15 protein-coding genes are annotated in these 16,720 nt (G+C 60.1%); 11 read left to right on the forward strand and 4 right to left on the reverse strand.

All coding sequences use genetic code 11. The features are described 5' to 3' along the window. Positions 1–18: 18 nt before the first annotated feature. The 4 genes from PXJ20_RS31170 to PXJ20_RS31185 all read right to left on the reverse strand — a co-directional run bounded on the left by PXJ20_RS31170 (position 19) and on the right by PXJ20_RS31185 (position 4,804). Positions 19–1,395 (reverse strand): MFS transporter, encoded by a 1,377-nt coding sequence (locus PXJ20_RS31170; protein WP_421031201.1) that lies wholly within the window; start codon positions 1,393–1,395, stop codon positions 19–21. Positions 1,396–1,460: 65 nt separating this feature from the next. Then, positions 1,461–2,468, reverse strand: a complete 1,008-nt coding sequence (locus tag PXJ20_RS31175; protein ID WP_421031200.1) for a succinylglutamate desuccinylase/aspartoacylase family protein — start codon at positions 2,466–2,468, stop codon at positions 1,461–1,463. A 125-nt stretch (positions 2,469–2,593) separates the two neighbouring features. After that, positions 2,594–3,484 (reverse strand): LysR family transcriptional regulator, encoded by an 891-nt coding sequence (locus tag PXJ20_RS31180; protein ID WP_421031199.1) that lies wholly within the window; start codon positions 3,482–3,484, stop codon positions 2,594–2,596. An 18-nt stretch (positions 3,485–3,502) separates the two neighbouring features. Beyond that, a complete protein-coding gene (locus tag PXJ20_RS31185) occupies positions 3,503–4,804 on the reverse strand; it encodes an NRAMP family divalent metal transporter (RefSeq protein WP_421031198.1) in 1,302 nt (433 codons plus the stop codon). A 409-nt stretch (positions 4,805–5,213) separates the two neighbouring features. On the opposite strand from PXJ20_RS31185, the gene PXJ20_RS31190 reads away from it, so the two are divergent. From PXJ20_RS31190 to PXJ20_RS31240, 11 genes are all read left to right on the forward strand, one after another. Continuing rightward, entirely contained in the window at positions 5,214–5,954 is a 741-nt protein-coding gene (locus PXJ20_RS31190; RefSeq protein ID WP_421031197.1) for a response regulator transcription factor, read from the forward strand. 767 nt (positions 5,955–6,721) lie between these two features. Next, positions 6,722–7,432: a response regulator transcription factor gene (locus PXJ20_RS31195; RefSeq protein WP_421031196.1), complete on the forward strand. Its 711-nt coding sequence runs from the start codon at positions 6,722–6,724 to the stop codon at positions 7,430–7,432. Positions 7,433–7,710: 278 nt separating this feature from the next. Beyond that, complete coding sequence (locus PXJ20_RS31200; RefSeq protein WP_421031195.1) at positions 7,711–8,109, forward strand: hypothetical protein; 399 nt, start codon at positions 7,711–7,713, stop codon at positions 8,107–8,109. Positions 8,110–8,375: 266 nt separating this feature from the next. Then, positions 8,376–9,071 (forward strand): YadA family autotransporter adhesin, encoded by a 696-nt coding sequence (locus PXJ20_RS31205; protein WP_421031194.1) that lies wholly within the window; start codon positions 8,376–8,378, stop codon positions 9,069–9,071. A 111-nt stretch (positions 9,072–9,182) separates the two neighbouring features. Continuing rightward, positions 9,183–10,331 (forward strand): DUF2827 domain-containing protein, encoded by a 1,149-nt coding sequence (locus tag PXJ20_RS31210; protein WP_421031193.1) that lies wholly within the window; start codon positions 9,183–9,185, stop codon positions 10,329–10,331. A gap of 2 nt (positions 10,332–10,333) precedes the next feature. Beyond that, positions 10,334–11,488 (forward strand): DUF2827 domain-containing protein, encoded by a 1,155-nt coding sequence (locus PXJ20_RS31215; RefSeq protein WP_413214231.1) that lies wholly within the window; start codon positions 10,334–10,336, stop codon positions 11,486–11,488. A gap of 12 nt (positions 11,489–11,500) precedes the next feature. Continuing rightward, the gene (locus PXJ20_RS31220) at positions 11,501–11,818 is read left to right on the forward strand and encodes a hypothetical protein (RefSeq protein WP_421031192.1); all 318 of its coding nucleotides are present in this window, start codon (positions 11,501–11,503) and stop codon (positions 11,816–11,818) included. A gap of 88 nt (positions 11,819–11,906) precedes the next feature. Continuing rightward, positions 11,907–13,034, forward strand: coding sequence for a DUF2827 domain-containing protein (locus tag PXJ20_RS31225; RefSeq protein ID WP_421031191.1), 1,128 nt, complete (start codon positions 11,907–11,909; stop codon positions 13,032–13,034). 700 nt (positions 13,035–13,734) lie between these two features. Then, a complete protein-coding gene (locus PXJ20_RS31230; RefSeq protein ID WP_413214234.1) occupies positions 13,735–13,989 on the forward strand; it encodes a hypothetical protein in 255 nt (84 codons plus the stop codon). Between the two features lie 683 nt (positions 13,990–14,672). Then, on the forward strand, positions 14,673–15,308 hold the full coding sequence (locus tag PXJ20_RS31235; protein ID WP_421031190.1) for a LuxR C-terminal-related transcriptional regulator: 636 nt from the start codon (positions 14,673–14,675) through the stop codon (positions 15,306–15,308). A gap of 135 nt (positions 15,309–15,443) precedes the next feature. Then, positions 15,444–16,610 carry a polysaccharide biosynthesis/export family protein gene (locus PXJ20_RS31240; protein WP_421032598.1) on the forward strand — a complete coding sequence of 389 codons (1,167 nt, stop codon included), beginning with the start codon at positions 15,444–15,446 and terminating at the stop codon, positions 16,608–16,610. Positions 16,611–16,720: the final 110 nt, after the last annotated feature.

The raw sequence follows: 16,720 nt of genomic DNA on the forward strand, positions 1-16,720 counted from the left end.
GTTTGTGGCTCTTTGCGATCAAGGCAGCATGCGCGCAACGCGCACGCGTCGGGCAGCCAGGGCATAGAGGGCCGCGCTGAGAAACGCGGACACACCGCCCACCCAGGCGAGCGCCACGCCCAGGCTGTTGGGCACCTGCCCCATGTGTTCGTTCAGGTAACCGACCGAGAGCGGCCCAATGCCCCCACTGATTGCGTTGGTCATGAACACGAGCAACGCGAGCGAGCGGCCCCGCATGCGGTTGGGCACGGCGATCTGCAGCGGCACGGGCGCGAGTCCCATCGCGATGCTGGCAGTGAACGCGCACGTGCCATATAGCACGATGGCCAGCGTGCTATTGCCCACCAGCGGCATGGCGATGCCCGCGGGAACCAGTAACGCCGCCGCGCTCGCGGAAAAGCCCAGAACTTTACGCAGCGCGCTCTCATTGGTAACACGCGTTGCGAGCACGCCCGCGCAGGCCACGCCGAGTACTCCGCCAATCATGTAGGCGGGCGCGGCCATCTGTCCGACCGCCTTGGGCGAGAGATGAAAATGTCGCATGAGCAAGGTGGGAAACCACGCGGAGTGCGAGTAGAAGAGCGCAATCAACGCCACGTAGGCCGCGAAATAGGGCAGGCAAAAGCGGTTGCGCACGAACAGTTCGATCATGACGTCCCGCAGTGACGGCACCACGTCCTTTGCCTGCGAGGCGTGCGCGAGCGTTTCGACGCGCATCGGTTCGCGAACCGTCGACGCGACCAGCGCCGCGAGCACGAGACCAGGCAGGCCGACCACCACGAATACCGCCTGCCAGGCTTGCACGCCGTGCGTGGTCAGCCACGCCGCGCCGTCGCCGTGCGCTGCCGAAAGCAGCATGCCGCCGCCGAACAGCGCCACGCCACCGCCCACATACGGCCCCAGCATGAACACGCTGCTGGCACGTGCCACCCTGCGCGGCGCGAACATGTCGCCGAAGATGGAGAGGGCTGCCGGGCTCAATGCGGCCTCCGCAATGGCGGTGCCTGCACGAGCCACCAGCAGTTCCCCGAAGTTCGAGGCGAAGCCGCACAGCGTGGTGGATATGGCCCAGATGGCGATGCAGACGGCAATCAGCTTCACGCGGTTTGCGCGGTCCACGAGTCGTGCGACGAAGACGCCCGCCGTTGCGTAGCACATCGTGAAGGAAAAGCCTTGTAGCAGGCCGATTTGCGTATCGGTAAGCGCGAGCGACTGCTTGATAGGCAAAACCAGAATGCTGACGATCTGCCGGTCGAGATACGAGAACGCGAAGCAGACGAAGAACAGCAACACGATGTAGGTCGGATGCCGCACGTTGCGGTCGGCGCACACGGACGGCTCGCCGGGTCCGGCGGTGGCTTCGGGAAAAGGCGGCAAAGGGGGATCGGCGCTCATATAACGTCTCCCGGGTCATGAGTCGCAGCACACGGGCTGCGGCAATTGTTGTGGTTTTTCTCTGGTCAATCTGCGTGCGTTTCGGACGCCAGCAGTGCGATGCAGTCGCCGGGCTCCACTCGCGCGAAAGTGCGCAGGCACATCACGGTGCCGTCGCCGCGAAAGTGGATGTCTTGAGGCGCCTGCCATGGCCGGTGCGGATCGAAGAGACGGCCTGCCAGTTGTCCTTCGCGAACCTCGTCGCCCAATGCGAAGGCAGGTTCGAATACGCCTGCAAGCGGCGAATACACATAATGGCGTGCGCCTGCCACGCGAAGAAAGCGCGTGGCGGCTGCGCGGGGGGACGAGGTTTCGAAGGTTACGCCGAGCTGGTGCAGCACGCGATCAAGCCCCTGCTCCACGATAGCGAGATTCACCGCATCGCAACCCGCATGGCCGCCGAATTCGCCGCAAAGGAACAGCTTGCCGTGGCGTTCCGCTGCCGCCGCAAAGGTGCGGTCTTCGCCCAACAAATCCATGATCATCGTGTTCGGTGCACCGAACGCGCGAACAAGTTCGAAATATCGGGTGCGCTGTTCGCCGTGTGGCGGCGAGGCGAGCAGCGTGGGCAGGTGGTCGAACGACGCGCCGCCCGCATGGAGATCGATCACGATGTCTGCGCGTGGCAGCAGTTCCGTTTCGACGTAGTGCGCAATCATCTCCGTCGGTTGGCCGTTGCGCGCGCCGGGGAAGAGCCGGTTCAGATTGCCGCGGTCGATCGGCGAGGTACGTGAGCCGTTGATGAACGCGGGGAAGTTCAGCGCCGGAATGACGATGAGGCGGCCGCGAATGGTCATCGAAGGCAGCCGCTGAAGCAGTTTCATCAGCGCCACGGGACCTTCGTATTCGTCACCGTGGTTGCCGCCGGTGAGCAAGACGGTTGGGCCTGCGCCCGCGTTCAGCACGGCAAGCGGAATGGGCACGTGGCCGTACGCCGACGTGTCGTGCGACCAGGGCAGCCGCAGCGTGCCTGTCTGAAAACCCGGGCGTTCGAAGTCCACGTCGGTGGCGATAAGAGAGAGGAGGTTGGACATGGTGCGATCAGTAAGCGTGCGAGACGGCGCCCCGCGTATCTTTACTATCGCCGACGATAAAACCCGTCGCCAATGCCGTTTTCTGAGGCTGGTGATGCTTTCCAGGCATCACCGTGCGCGCCCGCTTACCTGGGTGTAGCCTGCCGCAACAAGTCGACGAACTGTTGCAGCGCCGCGTTCACACCGTTTGCCATGAAGCAGAATTCGAGCGGCAGCAGCACGGACAAATCCTGCAATTCGACGAAACGCACGCGGGCCGGCGGGCGTTCGCGATTCGCGGCGTTCACGATGGCCGCGCCCATTTCCGCGGAGACGAGCGAAAGAATCGCGGTTTCCGTGGTGGCCTCTTGCTGGATGTCGAGCGTGAGGCCGCGCTCCGCGCACGCGGCGAGCAAACGATCGTAGTACGACGGGTACACGCGCCGGGGAAACGCGATGAACGGAATGCCCGTGAGTTCGGCGGCTGCCACGGCCCCCGCTTTGCCGAGCAGCCAGCTTTCGGGCACGGCCAGCACGACGTTCTGTTCCAGCACCGGCACGCCAGCAATGCCGTCCGGCAGCACGCCCACGCGATAGCAGAAGCCTCCGTCCAGCCGACCTGCTGCAATGGCGTCGAGTTGCTCCGGGGTATTCATGGGCTGGAGTTCGAGCGATACGTGGGGCACTTTCTGTTCGAAGGTGCGCAAGGCAGCGGAGACAATGCCGCTCCACGCTGCGTTCTCCACGAACCCGATACGAAGATGGCCGCGCAGGCCCGCGGCGATCTGGCGGGCGAGGCGATTGGCGGCGTCCACGCGGGCGAGAATCTCGCGTGCCTCGTGCAGATAGGCTTCTCCTGCGGCCGTGAGCTTAAGGCCGCGCGGCGTGCGTTCGAACAGCGCCGCACCAATGGCGTCTTCCAGATCCTGAATTTGCCGCGATATGGCGGGCTGCGTGACGTGCAACTGTTCAGAGGCCGCGCGCACGCTGCGCAATTCGGCGACAGCGATGAAATAGCGGAGATGCCGAAGCTCCATGGCGATGTGCGACGCGAGTCAAAGCAACACGAACATCGCAACCGCTGCCGCGCCCATTACCGCGGTGGCGATGCTCCCGAGCGCGAGTATCGGACGGCTTGCCGTGAACGGTCCCATCACGGAACGCTTCGAAACCAGGATGAGGATCACCACCATCAACGGCACGGCCACCACGCCGTTGATGACCGCGCTCCAGAACAGCGCGCGCATAGGGCTGATGGGCGAATACTGTAACGCGAGGCCCACCAGCACGCTCACCGCGATGATGCCGTAGAAGCCGCCCGCCTCGGTCACGTTGCGCTCGAGTCCTTCTTTCCAGCCCATGGCCTCGGCAAGCGCGTAGGCGCCCGAGCCCGCCAGCACAGGCACGCCGATCAGGCCGACGCCAAGAATACCCGCGGCGAACAGCAGCGAGGCAAAGTTGCCCGCCAGCGGCTTCAACGCACTGGCGGCCTGTGCAGCCGTGTCGATGCTCGTGATACCGCCCGCGTGAAGCGTGAGCGCGGTGGCCAGCATGATGAACCAAGCGGTGAGGTCCGAATAGAGCATGCCGCTCCAGGTGTCCCAGCGAATGCGGCGCAATTCGGCCGGCGCGGCACGCGGGTCGCGCACGAGCGGTGCGCTGTCGTGATTCGCGTGCATGTCTTCAACTTCTTCGGAGGCCTGCCAGAAGAACAGATAGGGGCTGATCGTGGTGCCGAACACGCCGACTACCACCGCAGCCGCTGATGCATCGAACGTGACGTGGGGCCATACCGTGCGCAGCGCTACCTCTCGCCATGGCACGTGCACCGTGAACAGTACGGCCGCGTACGCGAGCAGCGAAAGCGTGAGCCATTTCAAAAAGAACACGTAGCGGTGATACGGCACGAACATCTGCAGGAGCAGCGTGACGAACACGAAGAGCGCCGTCATCAGGTGACGGTTCATGCCGGTGACCAGCTCCGCGACTTCGCCCATGGCGGCTACGTCGGCGGCGATGTTCAGCGCGTTGGCCACCAGCAGCAGCGAAACGAGGCCGTACAGCACGACAGGTGGAAAGGCCGCCTTGATGTTGGCGGCCAGGCCTTTGCCGGTGACGCGGCCGAGATTGGCGCACATCGACTGCACAGCGGCCATGAGCGGAAAGGCGAGCGGCATGGTCCATAGCATGCCGAGGCCGAACTGCGCGCCGGCCTGCGAATAGGTAGCGATGCCGCTGGGGTCGTCGTCGGCCACGCCCGTAATGAGGCCGGGGCCGACCCGCGCGAGCGGGTGTTCCTTCAAACGGTCGAGGAGCGTTCGAAAGAAGCTGGGCTGCGACGGACTGCCAACGCGCATCGACTCACCTCGCGAGGGGGAAAACGGTAGGTACGCCGGTACGGAAAACCGGACGGAATGGGCGGACGGGAACGGGAGGAGGATACACTGCGCGGCGTCGACGGACACGGATTTCGGCTGCGCGCGGTTACGCGACAGCCGGGTCGCGTCCTGCTGCTGTGCGGACGTAGCGACTATCGCGCGCACGTCGACAGAATGGCGGGCTGCCGTGGTCAGCCTGCCGAGGTGTTCACGCGCCTGACGGTCGCGGCCGAGCCATGTGGGACCGGCAACACCGCGTCGACCGCTCGTTGACATACATCAAATTGTGTACGGCGCGCGTGCTTAACGTTTTCAAAAAAATGCCGATTCGATTTTGCCGCCATACAAAGATGGCATTTTTTGATTGGTTTCGATGTGAAGAACGGTTATGAGAATACTTGCACTGGAAGACGACGACGCCCAAGCCGAACTGATTGAATCGGCACTGACGAGTGCCGGCCACCAGGTCGAAATCGTCAATAACGGACGGCTTGCGGTACGCCACCTCGAGAGCGCCACGGTGGACCTGTTGGTGCTCGACTGGTCTGTGCCTGATCTTTCGGGGCTCGATGTGCTCGCGTGGACACGCTCACGCATTGGCATTCATCTTCCGATCCTGATGTTGACTTCGCGCGGGAGGGAAGACGACGTCGCCAAGGCGCTTGAAGCCGGCGCGGACGATTACATGATCAAGCCTGTGCGCCGCCGCGAACTTACCGCTCGTGTGGGGGCGCTTCTGCGCCGCGCCTATCCAGGCGTAAGACGAGAATCGAGTCGTATTGAATTTGGCGACTATGTGATAGACATTCGCGACCGGACGGTTACCGTGGCCGGGCAGCCGCAGACGCTGACGCCTCGCGAGTTCGATCTCGCCAGCCTTCTGTTTCGACATCCGGGCCGAATTTTTCCTCGTGACGAACTGTGCAAGGCCGTGTGGGGAAAAGACGTGCGGTCAGACTCGCGCACGCTGGATACTCATATATATCGTCTGCGCCGGAAGCTCGATCTGACGCCGAAACACGGTGTGCGGCTACGCTCGGTTTATCACCACGGCTATTGCCTCGAGGAGGTTGTGCCTGAAGGAGGTGTGGCCGCCGCGGACGTTGATCAGCCGCAGCCTCATCTGTAAGGGTTCGCTCGGGCCCCTGTCTGTCGTTCTGCCGTCGCTTGTCTCCAGCGGCTCATCGTCGCTGGGATGAGCTGCGGTCCTGCGCAAATTTGCACGGCGTCGGCCGTGCGCTTCTATTGGAGACAGAGTACTCACCGAGTCGCTTACTGCCTGTGGGCCGCGTAGGCCGCTTCGTCATCATCAGGTGGAATATCTCTTTCATCCAGCGCTTGGGTGTGTGCCCGGATGCGCAATGTCTGAAATTATAAATTTGTGATGTTCAAGTTTGTAGAGAGTATTTAATAGCATTAATTTATGATGAATGCGTTTAATGAGAGCTTCCCATCGCGAGGTTGATATTTGTCGAATCCCACTTCGGCTTAACCGGCGTTAGCGATTTTAGAAATCGCTTATAGTAAATATCGACTGGACAGTATGTTGGTGAATCACCGTATTTCGTCTCAGTTCCGGCGGAAAGATGCATTTTCAGTTTTCGCATTTTTTCCAATCCCCTTCCATCTTGCGAATAAACGTGTCGACGTGTGCCTCATTAGGGGTGGTCAGAAAATTTAGAATTGTTCACAAACGCCGCCCGGCGAAATGCGATCATTTCTTCGCAGGCAAAGCAGGCGTGCTGATGAACCGGGGCATCTGCCTCGCTCAATACACGTGTGAAGACGAAGAAGGCGCTCTGAAGACCATGGGCGCCTGTGTTCCAGAAACATCAAATCCTCAGGGGCTCACGGGGTGGCCTTAGTGCCGAGCAGATTGAGCCTTGAGGGGGTATTGTGCGCATTCTCTTACTCGAAGACGACGACGCTCAGGCGGAACTCATACAGGCCACGCTCGAGCATGCGGGCCACACGGTTGTTAATGCACGCGAGGGTGTGGAGGCGATTCGCATCGTCGAACAATCGTCGGTCGACCTTTTGATTCTGGACTGGATTGTTCCCGGCATATCGGGAATGGACGTTCTCGGGTGGGTCCGCGAGCGCATGGGCCGTGCCTTGCCGGTGCTGTTTTTGTCGGCCCGTGTACGCGAAGAGGAAATGGTTACGGCGCTACAAGCCGGCGCCGACGATTACATCGTCAAGCCCATTCGACGGCGTGAGCTGGTTGCGAGGGTGGAGGCCCTCTGGCGCCGTGCCTATCCGGAAGACGGTCGGAATGTCACGCGTCTTGTGGTGGGGCGATACGTCGTCGATTTGCGGCAAAGAATGGTGAGCTTCGATAATCGCGAAATCGAGCTAACGCCGAAGGAATTCGATATCGCATCGGTTCTCTTCCGTAACGTCGGGCGAATCATGTCCAGGGAATTGCTATTCCGTCTGATATGGGGGCGCGGCATAGATGGCGTCTCGCGAAGTCTGGACACACACATCTACCGATTGCGAAACAAATTGAAACTTGGCGAGGTAACCGGGGTTCGGTTGCGCTCGGTGTACACGCATGGCTATCGCCTGGAGGCGGTCGAAGACCATTCGGACGATTGCGACTGATGACCGCCTGACGGTGTAGGCATCAGAGATGGAAGGGTAGAAGTGGATGTCCAGGCAACATTAGGCCGTCCGAGGCCTGATACGGACAGACCTGCTATCGCGTCGAGCAGCTTTGTTCTCGTGGTAGCACCCGACCAGATATCTTCCGCCTCGATGCAGAAAGACTGTGGATCGGGATGGCGCTTCGAGCGGGTAGCATCGGTGGCCGAGATGGCCGACGCGATGCGCTGTGTAAGGTCTGACGCGATCGTGCTCTATCCCGACCAGCCCGATGGCCGATGCTTCGAAGCCTGATGTTCTTGTCGGAAACTTCGACCGGGATACCCGTGTGGTTGGCTGGTGATGCGGTGTCGCCTTTGGTGAAGTGCACCGCGATTGCGGCTACGTCTAGCGGTTTTGCTGTGAGTTTGCATCATGCCGGAGACCGAGGCGCCCCGGACGGATATTCGTCGGCCATCGACATAGGGCGGCAGTCTGAAAAAACTGCCAATAGCGCACCACTGCTCGACGAGCGGACGGTGCGCGAGGCCGTCGAGCAGGGGCAAATCGTTCCTTATTTTTCAGCCGATCGTCGACTACCGAACTGGCAACGTTCACCGTCTGGAATTACTCGCACGATGGCCAAACGCCCCGGCACTATTGGGCCGGACGTGTTCATGCCAGTCATTACGCGCTGAATCTGGAGGGCAGCCTGATTGAGGCGATGTGCCGAAAGGCGCAGGCATCGGCCGTTTAAGCAATGGTCGCGGCGGGCACCTCCCTGTCCATTAACGTTTCCGCCGGGTTGATATTGTTCGAAACGTTTTCTGACCGTCTCGCGAAGGCGCTTGGACGTTACTGGCTATAAAACCTCATTATTGAAATTACCGTGGCGTAGGCGCGTGGATTTGAAGATGCGCGCCACATCATCAAGCTATGCGTTGGCCTCGCGAAACGGTTGGGCATGCGGACCGCGCTTGAGGGAATTGAGACGGCTCGTGATCTCCCGCTGGCGCGTGCGGCTGTGAACGCGAGTGCCGCGGGCGCGAACGCCGTTGCATTGGGTGTCAGTACGACGGTGGCCGGACGCGGTGCGGCAGCGTCGGGTGGCGAGGCCGTTGCCCAAAGCAGCAACACGACGGCAATCGGCTACAAGACGACAGAGATCGCGACAAACGCGATGGCGGTTGGTGCGAATGCTCGGGCAATTGGCAGCGATGCCACTGCGATCGGCACGGGCGCTGTCGCGTCTGGGGAGACCTCCGTGGCCCTCGGCAGCGGTTCTGTAGCGTCGGAGGCAAACACCATTTCCGTCGGTTCCTCGGGCAGCGAGCGGCGAATCACCAACGTCACGGCGGGTGTGAATCCGACCGATGCGGTGAGCGTTTCGCAGTTGAGGAGCGTCCAGCAAAGCGTCAACGACGTGGTGCGGATGGCCTACGCGGGTGTTGCCATGGCTGGTGCATTGGCCGGTCTGCCGCAGGTCGAACCGGGCAAGTCGTTCACGATGAGCGCAGGTATCGGCACCTACGGTGGCTACACCGCGCTGGCTATCGGCGGCGGCATGCGGTTCACGCCGAACGTCATCGCGAAGATGGGCTTCAGTACAATGAATGGCAGCCGTATGATGTTCAACGCTGGCTTCGTATATTCCTGGTAGCGCGAACGGATGTAGGGTTGCATAATCTGGCTGTTGCCCGCCTTTAATGGCAATTCTCGACCGGCCCCTCCGATTTTGGCGGGGCCGGTTTATTGCATTTCGGAAAAATCAATGCGCATTGGTATTTCGGTCATTACCCACCAAGGCCAAAACATCTGGCAAAACGGCCTCGGGCAGAACGTCGTGTTTCTGTCCTCGCTATTTCAACGCTTGCCATTTGTGCAGTCTGTCGTATTGATTGATGTGGGCGACCAGGGTGTCATGCCGCCACAGGTCGACCTTGGCGCGAATAATCTGCGGCTGATGAGGACGCACGAGGCGACAGACGAAGTCGACGTCATCATCGAGATGGGCGGCGCGCTGGATATCGGCTGGCTCGATCTGATGCGTGCACGTGGCAAGAAGGTGGTGTATTACTGTTGCGGGCAGCCTTATGTCGGCCTCGTTGAATCACCGATTTTCAACAAGCCGAGCCATGCGCCGCGGCCTGACCGCTGCGACGAGGTTTGGTATCTACCGAAAGACGCTGCTTACGCACCGATGCTGCGCACGTTGCAGCGTTGCGAAGCCTACGAGGTTCCGTATATCTGGCATCCCACGTTTATCGAACACCGCATGCGCGAGGTGGCCGAACAGGGATTCCAGTATGGCTACACGCCGACACAGTCTGCGGCGACGGGGGAGCGCTCCGGGCTGCGTGTCGCCATCTTCGAGCCCAACATTTCCGTGGTGAAAAGTTCGAGTATCCCCATGCTCGTGTGCGATGAGGCATATCGCGCGGATCCGACGAGTGTCACCGCTATGCACGTGCTCAATACGCTGCATATGAAAGACCATCCCACCATGCTGTATTTAGCCAACTCGCTCGATCTGGTGCGCCAGCACAAGGCGACATTTCACGGCCGGCACGACGTAGTGGGTTTTATGGTGCAGCACGCGAATGCGGTTGTTTCGCACCAATGGCAGAACGATCAAAACTACAGCTATCTTGACGTATTGTACGGCGACTATCCTCTCATTCACAATTCGCCCTGGCTGAAAGACGCCGGCTATTACTATCTCGATTTCGAAACTCGACTCGGCTCAGCCCAACTGCTGCGTGCGGCAGCGGAGCACGACAGACAGCTCGACGATTACCGCGCCCGGTCGCAGCGCGTATTCGAATCGGTCAATCCGTTTAAGCGGCATAACGTCGATGGTTATGCCGAACGCCTTCTTCACCTGTGCCGCGATGCACGTTTCATGAATCGGATGGCCTAGTCATGAGTACCCGAAACAATCGTGGCTCACGGCCGGCCGGCCTGCGCGTCGGCGTTTCCATCTACGTCCGCAAGGGCGCTCAGTCGCTCTGGGAAAACGGCATCTATCAGAACTGCCTGTACCTCGTGATGCTGCTTGCGCGGTCGCCGCTTGTTTCCGCTACGTATCTGGTGGCGGGCGGCGGCGACGGCGGGCCCGAAGACGCCAAAGAGTTCCTGGCCGATTCACCTGTGCCGCTAATCGACATGAACGAGGCGGCAAACACGCTCGACGTGATGATCGAGATGAGCGCGCAACTGGATCGCGACTGGGCCGTGGCGTTTCGCGAGCGCGGCGGCAAGATCGTGTCGATGCGGGTCGGCAACGACTACGTTATCGACATCGAGCGCATGATCTTCGACAAGCCGCACGGTCTGCTGATCTCGGGCGCGCCTTATCACGAAGTCTGGACGCTGGCCGAGTACGAGCGAACCTGCGTACCGTATTTCGCCAGCACGTTCCGTGCGCCGGTCCGCATGATGCCGCATCTGTGGAGCCCGCTCGCGCTCGACCGCGAGGCCGCCCGCTTGCCGGAAGGGCGTACGTTCGGCTATCAGCCGGGGCGTCGGCGTTGGCGCGTGGGGATATTTGAGCCCAACATCTGCATGGTGAAGACAAGCTTCATTCCCATGCTGTGCTGCGAGACTGCGCACCGCGCCAATCCCGACATGCTGGAGCACGTGTGGGCGTACAACACACTTCAGTTGAAGGAGCACGTGACCTTCAACGGTTTTGCCCGCAGCCTCGACATCGTGGAACACGGGCTTGCATCGTTCGAGGGACGTTATCCGTTTTGCCAGGTCGTGGCGGCCGATGTCGATGCGGTCGTCTCGCATCATTGGGAGAACGGCCAGAACTACGTCTATTACGAGGCGCTTTACGGCGGCTATCCGCTCATTCACAACTCCCACCTGATTGGGGACTGCGGCTACCGCTACCACGACTTCGACTGCGAAGAGGGCGGGCGTGCATTGCAGCGTGCGTTCGCTGAGCACGATGCCAATCTCGACGAATATCGTCGCAACGCAAAGGCGTTTTTGAGCACGCTCGATCCCGAGAGCGAGGCCAATGTCAGGGTGTACGGCGATGCGCTCGCCGCGTTGTACGACGGGCAGTGAGGTGCAGGCGTAATGAAATTCTCTTCCATGCGTAACCGCATTTCGTATCTGATATCGCTGGCGTTAACGGCGTTCTTGGCATCGGGTGCTTTTGCCCAAGGCGTGCTGGCGCCGCATGCGAACGCGGCTGTACCGGAGGCCGACGGCTCGTGCTCGGTGTCGGCGGAACGCATTTCCGTTGCTCCCGTGGCGTGCAAGACCGTTGCGCAACGTGAGCAGGGCGGATATCACGCGACGCCTTTGTCGTTGATCGAATCTCCGCCGGGTTGTCTCGCGATCCGGCGTTACATGAAATTTTCATCGGTTGCGTCGAGCGGAGGCATTCAATGATCGGCTTCGTGAAGCACAGCACGTATTGTGACGAAGCGGTTTTGGACCGTTCATCGGCCGTTCCGGCGCAAACGGGGAGTGCACAGTCATGAGCGGGCTGCGTATAGGCATTACCATCGGCCTGCATCATCCGGCGGAAACCCTTTGGAACAACGGTATCAAGCAGAACGCGGCATTTCTCGCCGAGGCGTTGCGGCATTGTCCGCAAGTGGCGAGCGTCGTTCTGGTCAATACGACTGATATACCGGTCACCTCGGCACTACCGTGGGACCTCGAGCGCTTTCCGACCGTGGCGTTCGAGGCGGCGAAAGACACTGTCGATGTGATGATCGAACTCGGCGGTCAGCTCGATCCGACTCGGACCGACTATCTGAAACAGCGCGGCGCGCGACTGGTGTCGTACTGTTGCGGCTTTGAATACATTCACGCGATGGAATCGGTTTTGTTTCGCAAACCGATGTGGGGCGTGAATCTGTTCATCAATCAGCGCTACGACGACATCTGGATCATTCCCCAGGTCGACAATATCAGCCGGTCGTATTTCGAGGTGCTGCGGCGTTTGCACGGACGCGTGGTGCCCTTCGTCTGGAGCCCGATGTTTCTCGATGAGCGCGCGAAGACGCTGCCGAATGGAGGCGTCTATCAGCCCCACGCCGGCTCGAAGCGTTTGACCGTCATGGAACCGAACATCAATGTGGTGAAGTTCTGTCTCTATCCGGCGCTGATTGCCGAAATGGCGTACCGTGCGCGTCCCGATAGCATCGCATTGCTGCAGGTGACGAATGCAGAGCAAATCGCGCGTGAAAGCATGGAATTTGTCGCACTGATGAACCAGCTCGATATCGTGCGTAACCACAAGGCGGTGTTCATGGGGCGCCATGAGACGCCGGTGTTTCTGGCGGAGCAGACGGACATCGTCATATCGCATCAGCTCGAGAACCCGCTCAATTATTTCTATCTCGAGGTGTGCTGGCAGGGTTATCCGCTCGTGCACAACGCAACGCTGTGTCCGGACCTGGGCTACTACTACCATGCGAACGATGTCGACGACGGCGCGCGACGCGTGATCGAAGCGATCGAGACGCACGACGCACAAGCCTCCTGGTATCGCGAGCAGCAACGCACGTTGATTGCCCGTTATCTGCCGGATGATCGGCAACTGGTGGCCACGTACGGCGCGCTGCTCGATGATCTCTTGAGACGGCCAATACGCTAACGTGTCCCAGCAGCGGCATTCTCGCGGCTGGCACTTCGCTACGACTCAATGTTGAAACCCGCTCACACGACGACGGCCGTCGATACACCATTCGCGCGTATCGAGCGGCGGCTGCTTCGGCACTCGGAAGCAACTACGCGCCCGCGTTGCTGGCTCACAGCAACGTGCTGAGAGAGTGTCAGTGCTGTGCGTCTACCGACAGCAGCAGTATCGCGGCTGACAACCCGCGCTCGAACAAATGACTGCCGATCTCGCTGCTCTGGCTCAATCTGCCGCCGAAGGGCGATAGTCCCCGACCAATTCTGTCGTGAAGCGCGGACCGACACTCGCGTCGGCTAGACAGTATGCAAAGGAACACTAAAGGTGCGTGCGCTCTGGGCAGCTGGACCGCTGTACCACCTCAGGCTCTCGGCTGAACACGATTCGGCTTCCCGGAATCCATCGGTTGCTTTCCCGTCGTCGGCTTGCCGATCGGAAAGACCCAAAACCACGAGAGCACGTGGCGTTCTCGCAACAACTTCCTCCTTATCGGCGACACTCAATGCCCATTGCATGGGGATGTGAACAGGCGGGCGATATCGATCAACAAGTCGACGTTGCGACCGCATCACGACGTGTTTCGTTCAGAAAGCGTGACTTTTACTCTTTTGGTTAAGAGTATTGTTCTATCTTACGATTCGCTTCGTCTGTGGTCATTTCAATGCAGATACTCATCTACGTTTATCGCGGCTTTGAATTGACGATGGAACTCGAAGCCGTTCGCTATCGCGCAGGCAATGTCGAATTCAAATGGTTGCCTCCCCGTGCCTTTGCCGCTGCCGTCAACATCAAGGGGCTAGACGCGCAGGGTGAGCCTGTATCGCCAGTTGAGGTCACACGGGACAGTGCGGCAGCCGCTGTCGAGGCTGCCGCTATGCAGGCGCAGGTAATCGTCGACTATATGCTGCGTGCATAGCGAAGTCGGTTCGTTACGGTTTTCGAGTTTTTCGCGCTGGTATAAGCGATCTTTATTCGCTCTCCGGGTGTCGCTGAAGGCCCATTTCGGACTATTGGTTTCGCTGTTCGTTATCTGTCTCGCCTCGCGTCGTGAAAGAAGTGATCGGAGGTGCCGTGGTAATGCGTGATTGCTTGAAGAGAGCTACTCAAGCGAGCGGGAGAAAAAATGAGCTATGAGGCGAACACTGGGCTGCGGGATGTCAAGGCGTCGCAGCTGCAGGGCGTACGGGCCGATTTGTGTGGGCCAACTCCGCAACCTTATTCGGTCCGGGAGCTGATGGGGGCGCTCGCTGTAGTCCCCTTGGCGTTGCTGTTTGCGTGGGCTTTTGTCCATATCATTCTGCGCATCATTCTGTGATGTCGGCTGCAACAGCGTGAGGGCGGGGGCGAACATCGCGGACACCTACCGAATTCGCGCCTCGCGGCGGTGACGCATTAAAGAAAGAATTGTTGAGGCCAAAGACCATCAAGTGGCGGGCAAATGCAGTCTAGGGCGAGGGTTTAGGGAAAGTGGAAGTTGAATCGGTAGCGAGCGCGGGCAATCCGGCATCTCGAGTTCGGGCGAAGATGTCGGGCGAAATGCGGATGTGGCGTGGTTTGTTGGCGTGCTATGCCCGAACGTGTTGATGCGGTGGGAAGCAGATGATTCACATTCTGATTGCTGGTACGCAGGCCATGATACGGGGCGCGTTGACGCAGGTTATTTCCGCTCAACGGGATATGGCCGTGACTGCGGAATTCCTGCTTGAGCGCGGCGTGTCACTCGAGGCAACGAAGTACTCGCCGGCAAATCTTCTGCTGCTCGACGTTACGACGCCAACAACAGAGTCTATTGGCATGATCGATTGGCTGAATGCGGAACGGCCTACCTTACCTTTGCTGGTATTGACGGGGGTGGCCGAGGCTCCAGCTGTTCCGTACATGCTGCGCATGGGCGCGTGCGGGTGTGTCGCACGGGAAAGTGCAACGACGGTTCTCATCGAAGCAATAAGAGAAATTGCCGCGGGCCGGCGATTCGTGGATCCGGCCATCGTTAATGCACTGCTTTTCGGTGACGCGATCAGCGAAGAGCTTCCTGAAGGGCTGCTGTCACGGCGCGAATATCAGGTGCTGAAACTGATCGCTGCCGGGCGCACGATCAGCGACATTGCCAGGTCGTTCTCGCTTAGTGTCAAGACGGTGAGCACACACAAGACACGCCTCATGCGAAAGCTGAACGTAGATAACAACGCGGAGTTGATGCGTTACGCGCTAAGCCATGGATTCTCAGTCCAGTGATGTGTCCCGCCTTCGCCTGTAAAACCTTGGCTATTCGTTCACATGCAAGTGGCCTTCTCGCGTCTGACTTCGTCCGGCTTGTCGGAACGACGTGGCGTTCGCTGGGATGCGTTGGCCACTTTTGCTGAATTAACCATGCGTATTCATCTACAGTCTGCAGCTATTGTTTTGTGCACGTATCTGACGGGTTGCAGCATCATCCCCGCGGCGGGTCCTGCTACGTCTGACATTTCGAACGGGCATGGCTCCGAAACTGGAAAAGGCAATTACAACATCGAGATCGTGAACCTGAGCCCGGCGGTTATACAACACCAACGAGCATTCCGCACCGCGCACACGTTTTCCGAGACGTTGGGTACGGCGAGCCGATGCGGCGACACGTTGGGGGTGGGTGACGCGCTCTCTGTATCGGTATGGGAGGCTCCGCCCGCGACGCTGTTCGGTGGCGGCGAGGCGGGAATGTCAGACGTGCCCGCTGCCAGCCGGACCACGACATTGCCCGATCAGGTGGTCGACAGCGCGGGCAACATCAACGTGCCGTTCGCCGGAAGCATACGCGCTGCCGGACTCACGATTACAGCGCTCGAAGGGACGATCATGAAGCGGCTCGCTGGGAAGGCTCATGAGCCTCAGGTTCTGGTGAGGTTGACACGCAACGCCGCCGCCGATGTTACGGTGGTCGGCGATGTCAGCAGCAGCACGCGAATGCCATTGACGCCGAAGTGTGAACGGCTGCTCGACGCGCTTGCCGCGGCGGGCGGCGTGCGCCAACCGGTGGACAAGATCACGTTGCAGGTCACACGGGGCGCAGGCGCCTATTCGATGCCGCTCGACTCGGTTATCCGCGACCCTCGGCAGAATGTCCCGCTGCGAGCCGGCGACGTTGTCACGGCACTCTATCAGCCTTCCAGTTTCATGGCGTTCGGCGCCACTGGAAAGAACGAGGAAATCGGCTTCGAAGGGAAAGGAATTTCGCTGGCGCAAGCTTTGGCCCGAGCGGGCGGTCTCGTCGACACACGCGCCGATGCGAGGGGAGTCTTCGTCTTCCGCATTGAGGACAGCCGGGAACTGGATGATTCGTCGGCGTCCTCGACCGCGCAGGGGGCCGCAAAAAAAGTGCCGGTGGTGTACCACCTCGATCTGAAGGACCCCGCCGGGATGTTTCTCGCGCAGCAGTTCGAGATGAACGACAAGGACACCTTGTACGTATCGAACTCGCCCGTCGCGGACATCCAGAAGCTGGCAAATCTCTTCTACACAGTCGTGTTTCCAGCGGTCAGCGTAGGCACGCAATTCAAGTAGCCGTCGTGGCGTGAGTGATCCATGGAACGGACCCGCCCCCGAGCACATTCGCAATCGACCCAGAAACCAAGACGTACCAGGCATGTCATTCATCAAACGGCATCTCAGAA

It is taken from the genome of Paraburkholderia sp. A1RI_3L (assembly GCF_048957895.1).
In the GTDB taxonomy this organism is placed as follows: Bacteria; Pseudomonadota; Gammaproteobacteria; order Burkholderiales; family Burkholderiaceae; genus Paraburkholderia; species Paraburkholderia kururiensis.

Coding starts and splice junctions, on each gene's coding strand:
- PXJ20_RS31170 (WP_421031201.1), bottom strand. CDS start 1,395: ATGAGCGCCGATCCCCCTTTGCCGCCTTTTCCCGAAGCCACCGCCGGA.
- PXJ20_RS31175 (WP_421031200.1), bottom strand. CDS start 2,468: ATGTCCAACCTCCTCTCTCTTATCGCCACCGACGTGGACTTCGAACGC.
- PXJ20_RS31180 (WP_421031199.1), bottom strand. CDS start 3,484: ATGGAGCTTCGGCATCTCCGCTATTTCATCGCTGTCGCCGAATTGCGC.
- PXJ20_RS31185 (WP_421031198.1), bottom strand. CDS start 4,804: ATGCGCGTTGGCAGTCCGTCGCAGCCCAGCTTCTTTCGAACGCTCCTC.
- PXJ20_RS31190 (WP_421031197.1), top strand. CDS start 5,214: ATGAGAATACTTGCACTGGAAGACGACGACGCCCAAGCCGAACTGATT.
- PXJ20_RS31200 (WP_421031195.1), top strand. CDS start 7,711: ATGCTTCGAAGCCTGATGTTCTTGTCGGAAACTTCGACCGGGATACCC.
- PXJ20_RS31205 (WP_421031194.1), top strand. CDS start 8,376: ATGCGGACCGCGCTTGAGGGAATTGAGACGGCTCGTGATCTCCCGCTG.
- PXJ20_RS31210 (WP_421031193.1), top strand. CDS start 9,183: ATGCGCATTGGTATTTCGGTCATTACCCACCAAGGCCAAAACATCTGG.
- PXJ20_RS31215 (WP_413214231.1), top strand. CDS start 10,334: ATGAGTACCCGAAACAATCGTGGCTCACGGCCGGCCGGCCTGCGCGTC.
- PXJ20_RS31220 (WP_421031192.1), top strand. CDS start 11,501: ATGAAATTCTCTTCCATGCGTAACCGCATTTCGTATCTGATATCGCTG.
- PXJ20_RS31225 (WP_421031191.1), top strand. CDS start 11,907: ATGAGCGGGCTGCGTATAGGCATTACCATCGGCCTGCATCATCCGGCG.
- PXJ20_RS31230 (WP_413214234.1), top strand. CDS start 13,735: ATGCAGATACTCATCTACGTTTATCGCGGCTTTGAATTGACGATGGAA.
- PXJ20_RS31235 (WP_421031190.1), top strand. CDS start 14,673: ATGATTCACATTCTGATTGCTGGTACGCAGGCCATGATACGGGGCGCG.
- PXJ20_RS31240 (WP_421032598.1), top strand. CDS start 15,444: ATGCGTATTCATCTACAGTCTGCAGCTATTGTTTTGTGCACGTATCTG.